The sequence below is a fragment of the Vibrio sp. R-1 genome, assembly GCF_035615595.1.
GTDB lineage: Bacteria > Pseudomonadota > Gammaproteobacteria > Enterobacterales > Vibrionaceae > Vibrio > Vibrio cholerae.
Window position 1 is genome coordinate 24,412 of record NZ_WPDC01000002.1, and the last position, 17,596, is coordinate 42,007.

Sequence of the window (17,596 nt, forward strand, 5' to 3'; positions counted from 1 at the left end):
AAGGGCGTGAAAAATCCATGAATATGCCTTAATATCTCAACATGAGGAAAGCAGGTATAGGACGAATCTTTAGCTGGCAAGCAGCCTAAAGCACTCGTTACAGATGAGATGTCGATTGGGTAAAGAAAGAGTAGTCAAAGTAGTCACGGTGAGACGGCATCATGATGTGCCGAGTCCTGCGAATGTGTGCCATGATTTTTGATTTCTTTTTCATATACAACTCCGTTACAAATAATCAAGAAACCAGTTTACGTCGTTTTGCTTACAAAGCAGGCGCATTCTATACCCCACGGAAAAATTAAAATTTGACCATTATCACACCTTAATACGCATAGATATATATTTTAGATTTATTTACCAACAAGAATAGGTATTACCATATATATCCTAGGAATTGAGCAAAACTATAAGAAAATAATATAGCGGAGAACAAAATAAACAGAACAACGCACTATCAAACACTCGTAATCCAACCGGATAAAATGCAACATTAACAACAAATGCCACATATTTAATGACATTCAATAACACTGCTGTTTTTCAATTTGACGTGAGATCCTGCTATACCCAAACTACTTGGAGTTGCAGGTAGGCGGCAAGTGAGTTCATCCCCATGAGCATAGATACACTATGTGATTGGGGTGAACGAACGTAGCCAACACCGCTGCAGCTTCAAGTAGGAAGGGGATCGCATCAAGCCAGACGCTGGCTGGCTTGATATAGTGAGCGACATCAGAAAGATTAGCGCCCAAAAAATCGAGTGAGGACGCGTAACATCGATTGACGATAAGTCAGCAGCCAACCACTACGTGGCAACCACGCGGCTGAACGCAGCACCGTCTTACTGTGCGAAAAAGTCTTAAAGCCTTCGATTCCGTGGTAATGCCCCAGCCCTGATTCACCAATGCCGCCAAATGGCGCATCATCCGCCGCAACATGCATTAAGGTATCGTTCACACACGCACCACCACTGTGGGTACGCTGCAAAATATGATTAGCCAGATGGCTCTCTTTGGTCATCACGTACAGCGCCAATGGCCGTGGGCCTTGATTGACTCGCTCAATCGCTTCTTCAATATTGCGATAACCGATCACCGGCAGGATCGGGCCAAAGATCTCTTGTTGCATCACCAGCATGTCATCACTGACTTCGGTTAATAGATGTGGCAGCATCTGCCTTGCTTCGAGTTCTACTGTTTTGCCCACCACAGTATTAAGTTTGGCGCCTTTTTGCTGCGCATCGTCCAAACAGTGCTGTAATCGGTCAAACTGCGCTTGGTTAATGATTTGTGTCACATCCATACGACCATGACGGATAAAACGGCGCGCAAAACGCTGCAAATAAAGCTCAACGAAGGTCGCGACTTTCGCTTGCGGCAGCATGACGTAATCTGGTGCAACACAGATCTGCCCGGCATTGGTGGTTTTACCCAGCATGATGTTATCCACGCTGCGCGCGAGATCCGCATCGTCAGCGATGATCACTGGAGATTTGCCCCCCAACTCTAACGTCACAGGTGTTAAATTTTTCGCGGCCACTTGCGCCACTAACTTGCCCACTGCGGTTGAACCCGTAAACAGCAGATGATCAAATCGCAAGGCACTAAAAGCCGCAGCAACCTTCGCATCACCTTGCACGCAAACCGCGATATCGCCTAACGCGGCAATCACACGCGCTAACACCTGATTGGTGGCAGGTGTGTACTCGCTCAATTTCACCATCACCTGATTCCCCGCAGCAACAGCGGTGATCAGTGGTGCAATACTAAGCAAAATAGGAAAATTCCAAGGTACCATTACCCCCACCACACCCAAGGGCTGAAATTGCACTTCAACACGCGAAGGCAGCAGCATCCATCCTGCATGTCGCCGCTGCGGCTTCATCCACTTTTTCAGTTGCTTAGCCGTGTAATTGAGATGATTTAACGTTGGCAGTAAATCGCACAGACCGCTATCAAAACGACTACGGAAACCATAATCTTGATTGACTGCGGCAATCAGGGCTTCGTTTTCACGCAATAAAGCCTGTTTGAGCTGGGTTAAACGTTGCAAACGGTGGGTCAAACTCGGATAAGGCGTATTGGCATACTGCCTTTTTAGGCGCGTAAATTCAGCCTGCAAAGCTTCGATTGCTGACGAGATTTCTGGTGACTCAGCACGAGACACCACAGAGAGTTGAACCATAGTAAACTCCGCAGAAATAAAATATACCTAAAGGAAAGTGAGTTCATCCCCATGAGCATAGATACACTATGTGATTGGGGTGAACGAACGTAGCCAACACCGCTGCAGCTTCAAGTAGGAAGGGGATAAGCCCCCCTCGGGCGTAGAGTATCTTAACTTGGCAAGCTGTAAATCAGCTCAGGGTTGATACCAAAACTGGTTTTGTGCTCTTCAATCACAAACTCACTACGAGTTTGAATCACGCCGGGTAAAGAGCCCAGCTTGCCCGACATAAACGCTTGATACGCTTTCATGTCTTTGACGCGCACTTTAATCATGGTGTCAAAATCACCAGAGAGCGAGTAACAGGCTTCGATTTCTGGGATATCCGCAACAGCATGAGCAAAACGTTCAAAAATTGAGAAGCTGCTTTGATCAAGCCGAATATGGATAAAGACCTGCACATCCAAGCCTAACTTTCCCGGATCGAGATCCGCGTGGTAACCGCGAATGTATCCCTCTTTTTCTAAACGTTTTACCCGCTCTGAACAGGGCGATGTCGTGAGATTCACCAACTTGGCCAGCTCAACGACCGGTAAACGCCCTTTGGCATGTAAGATCCGCAAAATATCGCGGTCAACTCGATCCAGACTCATACAGCAACATCCTTTGACTGTTTAGACCCGAATACAATACTGATAACCCCCAATCGGCAGAAATAGTGTGCGGCAAGGCGTGATGTACCTCACGCAAAAGGGCATCTCACGATGCCCTTGGTTTTCTCCTTGCGACTGAAGCGGCTAACGTGTCCGCCCGTTTCCAGCCAAATCACGCGATTTTGCACCGCTGTAGCTTATAGCTTAAAGCGTGAAATCTCCTTGTTCAGCTCTTGTGCCATCGCATGCAGTGATTTCGCCTGCTGTACGGATTGCTGAGCTTCTTCGGCTAACTGGTCGCTCACTTCACGGACGGATTCAGTATTCACATTGATATCCGCCGTCACTAACGATTGCTCTTCCGCCGCTGAAGCGATTTGCGTCGCCATATCGCTGATCTGCTGAATCGCTTCACTGATCGCTTGCAAGCTTGCTCCGGTTTGGTTGACATCCGCGACACTGGTTTCCACCAACTTATGGCTTTCGGTCATTACCGATACCGCAGTGGTAGTGACTTTCTGCAAGCCAGCAATCTTAGTCTGGATCTCTTCCGTCGATGCGTGGGTGCGCTGTGACAGCACACGGACCTCATCCGCCACCACCGCAAAACCGCGTCCTTGCTCTCCGGCACGCGCCGCTTCAATCGCGGCGTTCAATGCCAGCAAATTGGTCTGTTCAGCGATGCCACGAATGGTCGACAAGATGGTGGAAATTTCATTGGCATGCACTTCAAGCTCGCTGATGATGCGCACCGCGCCAGTTAACTCTTGGGCAAGCTGGTCAATCGACTGTTTACTTTGTTGCATTTGCGCAAAGCCATCTTCGCCCAATTGCACCGATTGAGTGGCGTTTTTCGCGGTATTTTCGGCATTGCTGGCGATCTCAGCTGTCGCCGACGCCATTTCCGTCACCGCTGTCGCGACCATAGTGATTTCATCTTGCTGGGTACGAATGCGTTTGCTGGCTTGCGTCGCCGAGGCGGCCGCGTGGTCAGCCCCTTGAGTCAGCGCCACCGACACTTCACGCACATTTTTCACCATTTGATGCAAGCGATCGACGAACTTGTTGAACTTATCCGCCAGCAAACCGACTTCATCTTGGCTACGAACATCCAAACGACGAGTCAAATCGCCATCCCCTTCGGCAATATCCGCCAGAGCATTAGCGATATTACCGAGCTCATTAAGCTGACGAGCCACAAACCAAGACGTAAGCAGTGCCATCACAAGCAAGATACCGAGTCCAATCCCGACCTGCACCATCAACATGTCATTGAGCGGCTTTTCAAGTACTGCCTTATCCATCACCATGACCAGTAACCAGTCAGTATGCTCTACCGCTTGTGCCATCAGTACACTATCACGTCCATTGATGCGCAAATTGAACGGGGTATGTTGCTGCGCTGCTCGATTTAATTGAGTCAGCGTCAAATCTACCGCAATCTCTTCCGTCGGTTTTAGGATCAAATCTTGAGTTGGATGAGCAACGATTTTGCCTTGTTGGTTCACCAGAATCGCGTAACCTTTTCCTGGCACTTCAATCGCTAGCACATCTTTAATCAGCTTATCTAACGCTAGGTTGGAGGCGGCCACCCCAATCAATTGACCTTGATAGCGAACAGGCTCCGCCAAGGTCACAACTAAGGTTTGCATGGTGACACTTACGTAAGGCTCGGTCGTGATCGGTTTGCCAGCTGCTTTTGCTTCTTTATACCAACCTCGGACTCGAGGATCATAATCTGCGGTATTGAGTGACGGATCTTGACGGAACATTTCGCCCTGTTCATTACCGTAGTAACTCAATCCAAAAGAGCCAGACTGTAGTGTCTGTCTTAAATGAGGGACTAACTCTAACTGCGGATTGCGTTCAATTTCTTCACGTAGCCCTTTAAGCGCGAGCTGCTTGCCTAAAAACCAGTCACCAATCCCTTTGGCATGCGCTTGTAAAGTGTTGCGACTTTCACTTTCAATCGCCCGCCAACTGTCCTTTTCAAAGGTCTGATACCCTGCGGCGACTAACGCCGCCGCCGTCACGGCAATCGCCACGACCACAGAGAAAACCATTTTTCTCTTTAAACTCAATCTCATGAACAACACTCCATTCATATCAAATTGCACTGATATGGGAGCAAGTTATCGAAATGACGAAGAATTACCTTGCGAAAACTCCCACAATCGTAATGAGTGATAACAAGGAATGACTAAAGTGTGAGCTTCTGTCCATAATGGTGCGCAAGAACTAGCAAGAACCACTAGCCAGCTCAATCAGCAAGCAAAGAGATCTAGGGAAAATTGAAATGAAGTATTGGCAATGCATTCACATCCAATGCGATGAGCATGCAGTAATTGGAATACGATGAAAAGTAGGAATCTAGACTATGGTTGCGATAAAAGTCCATTCATGACTGAGGAAACTCATACGCTCGCGAATAAATCACGCTGTGCTGCTCGCTCATTCTGCTGGTTACAGACTCGGCAAAAGTAGCGCTTCTCCATCTGATAGTAGTGTTGGCCTTGCATAAGCATAGTGAGAAATTGTTGGAAACCTTGCCAGCCTTCAGGTTGTGACTGCACACGTTTCATCACCATTTTGTGTGCAGTGTGCTTACCACAACTACGACAATACGCTTTAGGCATGACGGAGATCTCCTATCTGATTGGTCACTATTGACAGTCGACGTATTTTGCAGCGATAGGTTATGAAGACATAATTTGTTGTGCAAATTTCGTGACCTATATTTGAAAATTACTCAATAATGCCCAGACAGAGCAAAAAGAAAGCCTCGCAAAGCGAGGCTTGTTCCGTAGAGTAAAATGCACTTATTCCAGTTCAATCAACTGCTTTTTGAAGGTGGCGTGTTGCGCTTTTACCTTCTCATCCGGTTCACCGGTGAGCAGGCTGACCACAACAATCGACAGGGTTGAAAGGATAATTCCCGGTACGATTTCGTACACATCAAACCAACCGCCAGAGAGTTGTTTCCAGACCACAATCGTCACACCACCGACAATGATCCCCGATAGCGCACCATGACGGTTCATACGCGGCCAGTACAGGCTCAAGACCAGTGCAGGACCAAACGCCGCACCAAAACCAGCCCAAGCGTAGGACACCAAACCCAGCACTGAGCTATCTGGTGTCATCGCCAAAAACAGGGCAATCAGCGAGATAAAAATGACCGCGATGCGACCAACGCGGACAATGTCTTCGGAGCTGGCATCGGTCTTGAACACTTGCTTGTAGAAATCTTCCGCGAGTGCCGATGAAGAGACCAGCAGCTGCGAATCCGCAGTACTCATGATTGCCGCCAAAATTGCGGCCAGCAAAATACCGGCGATGACTGGGTGGAACAGCGAGTTCACTAATAGCATGAAGATTTTTTCGCCATCATCTAGACCAATCGTGCCTGATTGAGTAACGAAAATCAGCCCCGTTAAACCGACCAGAATCGCGCCAGCCATTGAAAGCCCAGTCCACACCACTGCGATACGGCGCGCCGTGGTCAGATCTTTATTGGAACGTGAGGCTTTGAAACGCGCCAGAATGTGCGGCTGACCAAAATAGCCCAAGCCCCAAGCCACTAAAGAGATGATGGCAATCGCCGATAGAGGTTCGCCTTTCGCGTCATTCCACAAGGTCAGTAACTCTGGGTTAATTGCGGCTAAATCGTGATTAAGCTGAGTAAAGCCACCATTCATTGCCGCAATCGGCACGATCATTAGTGCTGCGGCCATGAGCAAGCCTTGCACCAAGTCCGTCCAAGAGACCGCTAAGAAGCCACCAAACAGGGTGTACGAGACCACACAAACGGTACCTATGATCACCGCGGTGGAGTAATCCAAGCCGAATACGGTTTCAAACAGTTTACCGCCTGCCACCAAACCCGAACTGGTATAGAAGAGGAAGAACAGCAGAATAAAGAACGCAGAAATGGTTTGGATGAGTTTTGAATTATCGTTAAAACGGCGTGATAAAAACTCAGGTAAAGTCAAAGCATCGGTAGTAATACTGTAAGTACGCAGACGCTTAGCGTTCACTAACCAGTTAGCCCAAGTACCGACGAGCAAGCCGCCAGCCAACCAGAATGATTCAATGCCGGCAGCATACGCGTAACCCGGCAGACCGAGCAGTAACCAGCCACTCATGTCGGATGCGCCAGCAGAGAGTGCTGCCGGCCATGGCCCTAATGAACGACCACCCAGAAAGTAATCGGCTGAGTTTTTCGTTCGCTGATAAGCGTAAACCCCAATCGCCAACATCAAAATGAGGTAGACGATAAAGGTGGTTGTAATAGCGAAGCTATTTTCCATTGTGTTTTGTCCTCTTTTTCAAGATCGCCTTTCATGCCCCCTCTTATCCAAAGGGGGCAAACGCAGAAAGGACTAATGAGTATCCACACCTAGCTCCAAGAGCGTCGCGTTTCCACCCACTGCTGTTATATTTATTGTGCGTGTGCGCTCGGTAATAAAGCGCAGTGATAAATGTGGATCATGTGCCACCGGCAAGGTAAGCAGATCCGTTTCTGAAACGAGACTGACAATCGCGCCTGTACGTTTCGCGAGCTGACGGTTGATCGTAGCCTCAACCGACGGGGTTCCGACATATCCAACGCATCTCACGTCTGATTCGATCAGTTGGTGATACGCATCGAAAGAAGCAAACTGCAACAAATTTGCCGGAAGAGATGACTGCTGGTAAGCAGCCACTAACGCAGAACTCAACTCTTTATCGTCACTGCAAAAAACGACACTGTTCCCCGCTACGAGTGCAGCAGTCAGTTGAGCTACTACGGCTTGTTTGGCTTGAATACCGTTATCCTCTTGGATGATCAGGGCAACACCACGCCCTGCGGTATAAAGCTCATTGGTTTCTCCGGTAGGCCCAATCAGTTGGTGCGTATGCGCCAACAAAGTCGATGCCTGTTGAAGATGGTAGGAAATCACTTTTGCCACACCGGGCATGCTATTTTCCAATAAAGATTTCAACGCGAGTAAACACTCACATTTCGAGTCAAAGTCGGTCAGATTCCAATTTTCCCAAGCAGAAAAGGCGTCTGAAAAACGGGTTACTTGATGCACCATGATACGTCTCCTTGCTGTGGGTTATTGGTATTGCACTTGAGTAAAGCGGTAAAGATAGTGAGGCCCGCCCGCTTTCGGCCCCGTTCCTGACAAGCCTTGTCCGCCAAACGGTTGTACCCCCACCACAGCCCCGACTTGATCGCGGTTGATGTAGCAGTTGCCCACTCGAGCATGTTTTTCAATCCAGCGATACGTGGTTTCGTTACGGCTATGAATGCCCATGGTTAAACCAAAACCAGTTTGGTTGATTTTGTCGACGATCTGCGCCAATTCGCGCGCTTTAAAGCGCACTATGTGCAAGATCGGGCCAAATTGCTCTTCACTCAGCGCGGCAATGTCATCAATTTCAAAGGCGGTTGGCGCAACAAAGTCGCCGTGTTGGCAAGTTTCACCCAAGGTGAGCTGAGCGATTTTCTTCTGGGTTTGGCTCATGTGTTCAATGTGCGCCAACAGTTTCTGTTTGGCTTTTTCATCAATCACTGGACCGACATCGGTTTGATGCAGATGTGGCACACCGACTTTCAGCTCTTGCATCGCGCCCTGAATCAAAGTGATCACGCGATCGGCAATATCCTGCTGTACAAACAGCACACGCAGTGCCGAACAGCGTTGGCCAGCAGAGGCAAACGCGGAACGCAGCACATCACGCACCACTTGCTCAGGCAGCGCGGTACTGTCCACAATCATGGCGTTTTGGCCACCGGTTTCTGCAATAAATGGCACCGGAGCCGCTTCACGTTGCGCGAGGGTTTGATTAATACGTTGCGCCGTGGCGGTTGAACCGGTAAACGCCACACCCGCGATAGCCGGATGAGAAGTGAGTGCGCTGCCGATGTCTGCACCGCGCCCCGGTAAAAGTTGGATGGTTCCAGCAGGGAAACCCGCTTCTTGCATCAGCTCAACCGTGCGATACGCGATCAAACTGGTTTGCTCGGCAGGTTTAGCAATCACGGTATTTCCGGCCACCAAGGCGGCACTGATTTGGCCAAGGAAAATCGCCAGCGGGAAGTTCCACGGGCTAATACACACAAACACTCCGCGACCTTGGCGGCTGACACGACGTGTTGATCCATCAAAGCTTTCGACACTGAACTCGCCCAGCACATCGACTTGTTTGGCGTAGTAACGGCAAAAATCGACCGCTTCACGTACTTCATCAATGCTGTCATGAATGGTTTTGCCCGCTTCTTGGTGACACAAGGCCACCAACTCAGGCATATGCAGTTCAAGCAGATCCGCCAGCGCATCCAATTTACTCGCACGCTCTTTGGCATCGAGCACATTCCACGTTGGGAAGGCGTGTTGAGCAGAGTCGATCGCTGCGGAAACATGATCAAGGTTAGCGTGAAACACCTGACCGACTTGGATACGGCGATCGTAAGGCGCAGTGACGGGCTCTGCACTGTGATCAGCCTTGATCATGCTTTCGTAATAAGAGTGCCCGCCAATGATCGGTGCCGCTTGCCACGTCTTATCTAACCAAGCGTGGATCTTAGCTTCAAACGGCTTCGCTTCACTCTCAATATCAATGTTGATCCCCAATGAGTTTTTGCGCTCGGCAAAAATCTCCTTTGGCAGTGGGATCTTACGGTTATTTAAGGTTTCAAACGCAAGCAGCATATCGACAGGATGCTGGGTCAACGCACCCACAGGACAGCGCGAGTCCACCAAGCGATGGACAAATGAGCTGTTAGCACCATTCTCTAGTAATCGACGCACCAGATAGGGCAGCAGATCTTTATGGCTGCCCACGGGGGCATAAATTCGTACCGACTGCTGATAAGCGGCTTTAGCATGGTGATAAAGCGCATCCCCCATGCCATGCAGGCGCTGGAATTCAAAATCTTTGTGTTGTGCCATCACCGCAATCGCGGTAACGGTTTGCGCGTTATGGCTAGCAAATTGCGGGAACAGATTGCCGCGTACCGATTCGCTCAGTAGGAAACGAGCACATGCCAGATAAGAAACATCGGTCGCTTCTTTGCGCGTATAAACCGGATAGCCAATAAAGCCTCGTTGCTGTGACATCTTGATTTCGCTGTCCCAATACGCACCTTTGACTAAACGCACAGGAATGAGATCGCCCTGCTCTTTCGCGAGAGCCGTCAGCCAAACCAATACTGGCAACGCACGTTTGGAGTAGGCTTGAACCACCAAACCAAACTTACCCCAGCCACGCAGCGTGTCGCTGCGATAGAGCTTTTCAAACAGATGCAGTGACAGCTCTAAACGATCCGCTTCTTCGGCATCAATCGTGATGGCGACATCCAGCTCTTTCGCACGCTCAAGCAGTTGAATAAGTGTGCTGTACAGCTCGGTCATCACGCGATCGGCATTCGCCACTTGGTAGCGAGGATGCAAAGCCGAAAGTTTGATCGAGACCGACGGCGCAGGGCTGGTCTCCAGACCATATTTATCGCGGCCTACCGCTTCAATCGCCATCAAGTAATCTTTGAAATACTTGTGCGCATCGGCAGAAGTCAGCGCCGCTTCACCCAACATATCAAACGAATAGGTATAACCCTTATCGCGCATCGGGCGACCATTTTTCTGCGCTTCTTCAATGGTGCGTCCAAGCACAAATTGATGGCCCATGATCTTCATGGCTTGATGCATGGCTTTGCGGATCACAGGTTCAGTCAGCTTATTCACTAAGCGATTCACCGCTTGCACTGGGCTTGCGGTATCACCATCAGCCAGGCCAATCACTTTACCTGTCAGCATCAAGCCCCAAGTTGAAGCGTTCACGAACACAGAATCTGAATTTTTCAGGTGGGATTTCCAATCGGCAACACCCAAGCGATCTTTAATGAAGGCATCGGCCGTTTCCGCATCAGGAATACGCATTAAAGCTTCGGCCAAACACATCAGCAAAATACCTTCTTGGGTATCCAAGCTGTATTCCAAAAGCAGTGCATCAATCATCTGCACCGCTTTTTTATCGCTGCGGATCGCTTCAATTAAGCGCGTGGTTTTCTCCGCCATTGCTGCTTTTTCAGCATGGCTTGGCGTTGCGAGAGGCAATAATTGGGTCAGCCATTGGGATTCGTCCACCATATACAGTGGCGAGATCAGCGACCATAGTTTATCCAGCGGCTGCTCGATAAACGCTGCGTTCAACACATCGGTTGCTGTAAACATGTGGTTTCCTTCATCTCATACCTGACAGATTGAGTCAGGTTTCCTGCAATGGCTGGCAGTGTATTTTGAGCGTGAGAAGAAAACTTGTCAAAAAGTCCTAGTATTTTGTCAATAACTCTGAGTTTTAACAAAATAAAAACAAGATCACACCAATTCAAGCAAGTTTCATCGCCAATTATTTTGCAATTGTTGCAACTCAACAACGACAAAAAGTGAGCAACTCTACATCAATAAGCAGGCAGATGCGTAGTCACTAGGGTTTTGTCATCAAGAGATAAAAGGCTTGAGGATTGAGTCTTCGCGAGCTCAATAAACGAGGAATTCAAGGATCACTCAACATTATATCGAAGAAGAAAAGCGCCGCTTATATTGCGAAGGTGAAATACCATGTAACCGAGAAAAAGTATGCGTGAACGTACTTTGATTGGAAAAACCCGTCAGCTCCGCAACCTGACCCAAATTAAGTCGACCTTGCTCAATCAACTTCTTCGCCATATCGACGCGTTTGTTCAACACATATTGATGTGGGGTCAACCCCATTTGCTCTTTGAACAAGACATGGAATTGGCTTTCACTTAAGAACACACTTCCTGCTAACTGTGCAACGGAAATACGGTGTGCTAAGTGCTGCTCGATATAGCGATCCACCACTTCCATATCAAAGCGAGACTCTTTATGGACACTGGCCAGCGCGCTGATGTGGCGCTGCAAAAGTGCAACAACTGTATCGTTACAAGCTCGGCCAAGCAGCAAGTCGTCAGGGCTGGCTTGCATCTCCTGCACCAACATTTGAATTAAACGTTGGATCTGACCATCGAGTTGAAAATAAACGTCACCAACCGCGAGTTCATTGAGTTTGCGCAGTAGTAGCGGATCATCGTCACTCGGCACTGGCATATTGAGCACCAGAATATCCGATTGCCCCACGACACCACCAAATGCATGATCCGAACCGGATGTCACCACACACCCCTGCCCGGGCCCGACAATATTCCCCATACCACGGACTTCAAATTCAGCCTGCCCTTTCAAGCCAATCACAATTTGCGTGTAACTATGATCATGGCAAGCCATATGTGAAGGCAAAGTGATCAGTTCTGCCGGTTTAGGCGACAAAACTTTGGCAATGGAAGAAGCCTTGCCAGCCTCTGGAGCATGCGATTGAGCCATTTCAACCTCATCAGGTGGGATTTGCGCGGCCATGGTATCTCAAATTACTTCAAAACGAAATCACTCCCATTTAGAGGCTTTGATAACCAATTACGCACATATTAATAAAAGATCTTGGCTGCAATTGGGTTCAATTCTCATCTCGGAACAATGATCAAGTGCACATAAATTACGGTCAATGTGTACTCAATTTAAAAAACGTTAAAGTAGATCGGAAAACTCAGCTTGCATATTTCTCGAATCTGCTCAAAATGAAAATGCTTAGATCTAAAGTTCAAAAAATCAGTCACCTAGTCCACAGGTTTGTGATGATTTCTGACTAAGCGGAATAAAATTTGCATTAATAATTCAGCTATCTACAAAGCTGTCAAAAGTTTGTCTTTCCCACTTTATGTGGCTAAACATAAATATGTTGCAGGGACCTATGATTAAACGTCGCATCCCAGCGCTATTGCTTGCGCTATCCCCTTTATGGGTATCTGCATCGGTGTACGCAGAGGAGGTCACTCAGGCTGACCCCGTTGCGGCTATCGATGAGAAATTGAGTAACAAACAAAATGAAATCAACGCGATTCTCACCGACTACGAGGTGGAAAGCGGTAAACTGCAACAACTGAAAAATGAGCAGAGTCGATTAAAACGTGAAGGCGAAGAGCTAGATGCTAAGCGTAATCGTGCTAAGTCTGAGTTGGACAAACAGTATACTCGCCTTCTTGAAGATCCAGACACCGACCTAGTCACCTTTCAAAAACGCTACCAAGAGGCGTGGAATGCGCTCAAGTCGAATCAATCACAAAAACTCGACAACGAACAAGCGGTGACTGAAATTGAAATGCGTCTGTCGCAAATCAAACAGCGACAAGCGCGTTTGGATACTGAGCTGACCAATTTGGAAGAAGCCAAAATTGAGGCTCGCGTTAAGCGTTTAGCGGCGGAACTGCGTGAAAGTAGCGTGTTAGAAACTACCTTCAAGACGACCTGTTCAACCACCATGACACTGGGTGAATGTGCTAATCAAGGCCAATACCTGACGAAGCAGAAAGCGGTGAAAACTTTCCGTGAAAATCTCATCAATGATGTCACGGAATCCGCGATCGCGAAGCAAAACTTGAAAGGCGTTGAGTTCAATATTCACGTTCAAGAAAGCCAAATGATCCGCTCAGGTTTTGAAGGTAACAACGAATACTTCACCCAAATGCAAGCTCAGCTACAAGCCAAACCAGAAGCTGTCGCGGCGTGTAAACTGCTGAATGTGGAAACCCGTTACTGTTTAAAGGGTGAGTCAGAACAAGCGGCTCCTAAGAAACAAGATAAACAGTGGGCGAACGTGACAGTACGCTCTGATCAATACAATGATTCTGTGACCATTAATGGCGTCAACTATGGTAGTACTCCCGTTGAACTCGTATTACCAGCGGGTAAACACCAAGTCACCGTATCGAAAGAAGGTTATGAAACCTACAATCGTGTGATTACGGTCAATGGCAATGACACGGTGTGGGTAAAACTCAGACCAAACAAAGACAGCTAGCCGCACAAAAATCCAACGATTTCTTGTCGGAATTCACAAACCTGTCGATAAAACGCCATTTTGTCACTAAGTTATTGAAAGATGACTTCTGACAAAATGGCGTTTTCGTTTAGAATGCTCATAACTTAGACTTAATTTCCTAACTTGAAGTAGACCACCATGCGACAAGGGATTCCCGCTTTATTATTAGCACTTTCACCTTGCTTAATGGCAGCACCAGTGCTAGCAGAAGAAGTCACCTCTTCTGTTCTTGCCATTGACGATGCGCTGTTTGGCAAACATACCGAGCTGCAAAATGCCACGGATGCAACCAAACTTCAAAAAGTGGCCGTCGATAACCAACAGGCCGAGCTGAATCGCTTGACTCAGCAAGCGAAAGCTTTGGATGCGGCGCTAAAAACAGCCAAAACCAACCTTGAGCGTGATTATCAAAAAATGATTGATGAGCCGGATCTCGACATCCAGCCATCACAAAACGCGTATCAAGCCGCATGGGCTCAGGTCAAACAGAACCAAGTCGCACGTTTGGATGCTGAACAAAAACTGCAAGAGATGCAGTCGGTATTGGCACAATACCAGGTGCAACAGCAGACCATAGAGCAGAGTATTGCCCTACTCCAACAAGACAAAATGCGCGCCCGCGTGGATAGACTGCGCGAGGAGTTGCAACGTTCTGGTGAACAAAAAGTCAGCTTCACCAATGTGTGTAGTTCGGACATGACATTTGCACAATGTAGCAAACAGACCACAGATTTAGCGTTGCAGAAAGCGGTCAGCCAATTCCAACTTTGGCTTATCGATGAAAGCAGTGAGTCCAACGCGATCAAAGGACAATTGAGTAATGTCTCGCTCAATATTCATTTGCTAAAACATGAAGTGGTCGATTCTGGTTTCTATGACGGCATGCGGTTTAGAAGCATAGTGAATGCTCAACTTGAAGCTCGTCCCGCGGAAAACGCTCCTTGTAAGCTCTTGAATATTGACTCGCAGTACTGTTTCGCGCCCGGTCAAGGTGATATGTCGCAGCAGCAACAAGAAGTGGCTTGGATTAACTTAGCCATCCGCTCCAATCAACATGGCGATCGGGTGACCATTGGTGGTGTCAATTATGGCAGTACTCCGGTTGAAGTATTGCTGCCTGTTGGTAAACATCAGATAAAAATTGAAAAAGAGGGCTTCCGCACTTTTGAGCAAGAAGTCAACATCACCTCCGATCAGACCATTCGGGTTAACTTGCATGAAAAGGCGAACCCTTTACGTGTCGGACAAAAATTTGCCGATTCGGGAAAAAGTAAAGTCAGCGCACCAGAGGTGATCACCATTCTACCGGGGCAATATCTGTTAGGCGAAAATGCCGCCAAACAATATAACCTTGATCATGCTTTCGCACTCAGCTCAACGCCCGTGACAGTTAGCCAGTTTGAAAACTTCGTCACTCAAACCAAATACAAAACTGATGCGGAACTCAAAAATCTCTGTATTTCGGTGAATGAATCGGAAATTGCTCCAGTATCCGATAGCGATTGGCGCAACCCAGGTTTCAAACAGAGTAAAGATTCACCCGTTGTGTGCGTCAGCCAGAATGATGCCAAAGCTTATGCTCGTTGGCTTTCTAAAGAAACGGGCTTTACGTACCGTTTACCCACGGAAGAAGAGTGGGAAATCGCCGCTCGTGCAGGCAGCAAAACCGATTACTGGTGGGGCAATAAATTTGGTGCTGGTAAAGCCAACACGGGATGGGCAGGAACCTCTTGGTCTAACAAAAGTACCTCCCCAGTCAAAGCCTTCGCTCCTAACGCATTAGGGTTTTACGACATGGTAGGTAATGTTTGGGAATGGACTGGCGATTCACGCGGTTTAGCCAAAGGTGGCGCTTGGAGCTTCTCGCCTGAAATGGCAAAAGCCTATAGCGAGCTTTTTGTTGGCCCAACAACGGCGGCCAATTATGTCGGTTTCCGAGTATTGCGCGAGCTGTAATGTTGACTCAAACAATTATGCATAAAGGGGGGATTTCCCCCCTTTTTCATTTGTACCGCGTTCGGTAAAGTACAAACCAGAGCATGAGTTGCATGACTGATGCTTGGTATCAATATGATACCTCTGTGTGTTCAGCAGACCCTCGCTGGATTCATGGAACCTCTTCTACACGTCGACAAGATATGTTTCTTGTATTTATGCCAGCCCGTCTTCAGGCTGGCTTTTTTTCATCCAAACAGTCCCCGAATAGGCAAGATAAGCTTACAATCGACCCTGCTCTTGGTATCATATCGCCGCATTTCCAGTGGAGGATATGGCGTGCCTAACCATCTGACATTAGAGCAGATTTCATTATTCAAACAATTACCCGGTTATTGGGGATGCAAGGACTTAAACTCGGTTTTTGTGTATGCCAACCAAGCCTATGGCGAATTGATCGGCTTAAAGCGCGCTGAAGATTGCATCGGGCGCACCGATTTCGAAATGCCCAGCCCAACGGCGGCCTGTGCTGCCGAATTTCAACAGCAAGATCGCTATGTGATTGAAACGGGGCATTCCGTCAAAGTGCTCGATATTCATCCCTACCCTGATGGCCACTGGCATGCGCATATTTTTACCAAGACACCGTGGCGTGATAGCCAAGGCAAGATCCAAGGCACCATTTTCTTCGGGCAAGATTTAACCGACACTGCGATTCTTGAAGTTGGTCATTGGGTCTGCCGAGCAACTGGGTTATCCACCTCCACCACATTTAAATCGGTCGCCGATCGCGATACCTTGAAACTGACCGCGCGTGAATCAGAAGTCCTATTTCTGCTCTTATATGGTAAAAAGCCGCAGCACATTGCACGAGTAATGGGGATTTCGATTAAAACGGTGGAAGGGTATGAGGCCAAACTACGCAGTAAATTTGGGGCATTGAGCAAAGACCAACTGATTGACCTTGCTTTAGATCGGGGATTCGGCTCAGTCATCCCGAAAACCTTGCTTAGAAAACAACTTTCCGTTGTGCTGAGCGATCACACGATCCCCAAAAAAGTTGACGTTGTCGCCCAGTAAGCAACAACGTCAAGCTGATTGATTGGGCTTATGGCGCCAGTCTATCGACTGTCCAATTGTCATCTTGCCGCGAATACAAGAAGCGATCATGCAGACGATGTTCACCACCCTGCCAAAACTCCAGACTTTCCGGTCTGATGCGGTAACCGCCCCAGAAGCTAGGCACAGGAATTTCACCGTTTGCAAACTTCTGCTTAAGCTCAAGATACTTGCCTTCCAATACTCCACGAGCAGAGATTCGGCTACTTTGGTGGCTAGCGATTGCTGCTATCTGGCTCTCTTTCGGGCGCGACATGAAATACTTCATGTTTTCCATGGCGGTCAGTTTTTCCGCCACACCTGTGATGTGCACTTGACGTTCTAGCGGATGCCAAGGGAAATGGAGGCTAATTTTGTTATTGTGCGCAATATGCTGCGCTTTGCGGCTGCCCAAGTTGGTGTAAAACACAAAACCGGCATCATCGACATTTTTCAGTAACACGATACGCTGAAAAGGTTGCCCGTGTTCATCTACCGTCGCAACCGTCATCGCGGTTGGGTCGGACAAGTTGGCGTCAATTGCTTGCTGCAACCAAAGATTGAACTGGTCAATTGGGTTGGCCTGCAAATCTTTTCTTCTTAGACCACCATGAATGTATTCGCGGCGAATATCTGAAAGATCCATTTCTGCTCCTCACTGATTTTTGCCCGATTGTGCGCCTATCCCGCTGATAACTCAAGCGAGCAAAGTGATGCCAAGGCCAACAAAATAAGATCACAAATTCTAAAAATTAAGTAATTTATTAAAATGCTGAATAGGCCTTTCGCCGCAGATAGCA

At 48.0% G+C, this 17,596-nt stretch carries 13 protein-coding genes; 3 read left to right on the top strand and 10 right to left on the bottom strand.

Annotated elements, in window-relative coordinates:
• Positions 1-97 precede the first annotated feature (97 nt).
• From speFL to GOU96_RS00685, 9 genes are all read right to left on the bottom strand, one after another.
• The gene (gene speFL / locus GOU96_RS00645; protein WP_001893294.1) at positions 98-214 is read right to left on the bottom strand and encodes a leader peptide SpeFL; all 117 of its coding nucleotides are present in this window, start codon (positions 212-214) and stop codon (positions 98-100) included.
• Between the two features lie 527 nt (positions 215-741).
• Positions 742-2,184, bottom strand: a complete 1,443-nt coding sequence (locus GOU96_RS00650) for a coniferyl aldehyde dehydrogenase (protein ID WP_267780931.1) — start codon at positions 2,182-2,184, stop codon at positions 742-744.
• Between the two features lie 152 nt (positions 2,185-2,336).
• Complete coding sequence (locus GOU96_RS00655; protein ID WP_000050915.1) at positions 2,337-2,819, bottom strand: Lrp/AsnC family transcriptional regulator; 483 nt, start codon at positions 2,817-2,819, stop codon at positions 2,337-2,339.
• Between the two features lie 197 nt (positions 2,820-3,016).
• Entirely contained in the window at positions 3,017-4,906 is a 1,890-nt protein-coding gene (locus tag GOU96_RS00660; RefSeq protein WP_267780929.1) for a methyl-accepting chemotaxis protein, read from the bottom strand.
• 327 nt (positions 4,907-5,233) lie between these two features.
• The gene (locus GOU96_RS00665) at positions 5,234-5,455 is read right to left on the bottom strand and encodes a hypothetical protein (protein WP_001123608.1); all 222 of its coding nucleotides are present in this window, start codon (positions 5,453-5,455) and stop codon (positions 5,234-5,236) included.
• A gap of 183 nt (positions 5,456-5,638) precedes the next feature.
• Positions 5,639-7,129: a sodium/proline symporter PutP gene (gene putP, locus GOU96_RS00670; RefSeq protein ID WP_258502951.1), complete on the bottom strand. Its 1,491-nt coding sequence runs from the start codon at positions 7,127-7,129 to the stop codon at positions 5,639-5,641.
• A gap of 72 nt (positions 7,130-7,201) precedes the next feature.
• Complete coding sequence (locus GOU96_RS00675) at positions 7,202-7,900, bottom strand: 1-pyrroline-5-carboxylate dehydrogenase (protein WP_000233685.1); 699 nt, start codon at positions 7,898-7,900, stop codon at positions 7,202-7,204.
• A 21-nt stretch (positions 7,901-7,921) separates the two neighbouring features.
• A complete protein-coding gene (gene putA, locus GOU96_RS00680) occupies positions 7,922-11,041 on the bottom strand; it encodes a bifunctional proline dehydrogenase/L-glutamate gamma-semialdehyde dehydrogenase PutA (RefSeq protein WP_248430078.1) in 3,120 nt (1,039 codons plus the stop codon).
• A gap of 339 nt (positions 11,042-11,380) precedes the next feature.
• Positions 11,381-12,244, bottom strand: coding sequence for an AraC family transcriptional regulator (locus GOU96_RS00685; protein WP_000741188.1), 864 nt, complete (start codon positions 12,242-12,244; stop codon positions 11,381-11,383).
• Positions 12,245-12,635: 391 nt separating this feature from the next.
• On the opposite strand from GOU96_RS00685, the gene GOU96_RS00690 reads away from it, so the two are divergent.
• The 3 genes from GOU96_RS00690 (at position 12,636) to GOU96_RS00700 (ending at position 16,778) form a co-directional block, all read left to right on the top strand.
• The gene (locus GOU96_RS00690; RefSeq protein ID WP_000596058.1) at positions 12,636-13,742 is read left to right on the top strand and encodes a PEGA domain-containing protein; all 1,107 of its coding nucleotides are present in this window, start codon (positions 12,636-12,638) and stop codon (positions 13,740-13,742) included.
• A 159-nt stretch (positions 13,743-13,901) separates the two neighbouring features.
• On the top strand, positions 13,902-15,719 hold the full coding sequence (locus GOU96_RS00695; protein ID WP_001882860.1) for an SUMF1/EgtB/PvdO family nonheme iron enzyme: 1,818 nt from the start codon (positions 13,902-13,904) through the stop codon (positions 15,717-15,719).
• Positions 15,720-16,037: 318 nt separating this feature from the next.
• The gene (locus GOU96_RS00700; RefSeq protein ID WP_001132600.1) at positions 16,038-16,778 is read left to right on the top strand and encodes a helix-turn-helix transcriptional regulator; all 741 of its coding nucleotides are present in this window, start codon (positions 16,038-16,040) and stop codon (positions 16,776-16,778) included.
• 28 nt (positions 16,779-16,806) lie between these two features.
• On the opposite strand, the gene pdxH is transcribed toward GOU96_RS00700, so the two are convergent.
• Positions 16,807-17,442 carry a pyridoxamine 5'-phosphate oxidase gene (gene pdxH / locus GOU96_RS00705; protein WP_000365910.1) on the bottom strand — a complete coding sequence of 212 codons (636 nt, stop codon included), beginning with the start codon at positions 17,440-17,442 and terminating at the stop codon, positions 16,807-16,809.
• Between the last annotated feature and the right edge of the window lie 154 nt (positions 17,443-17,596).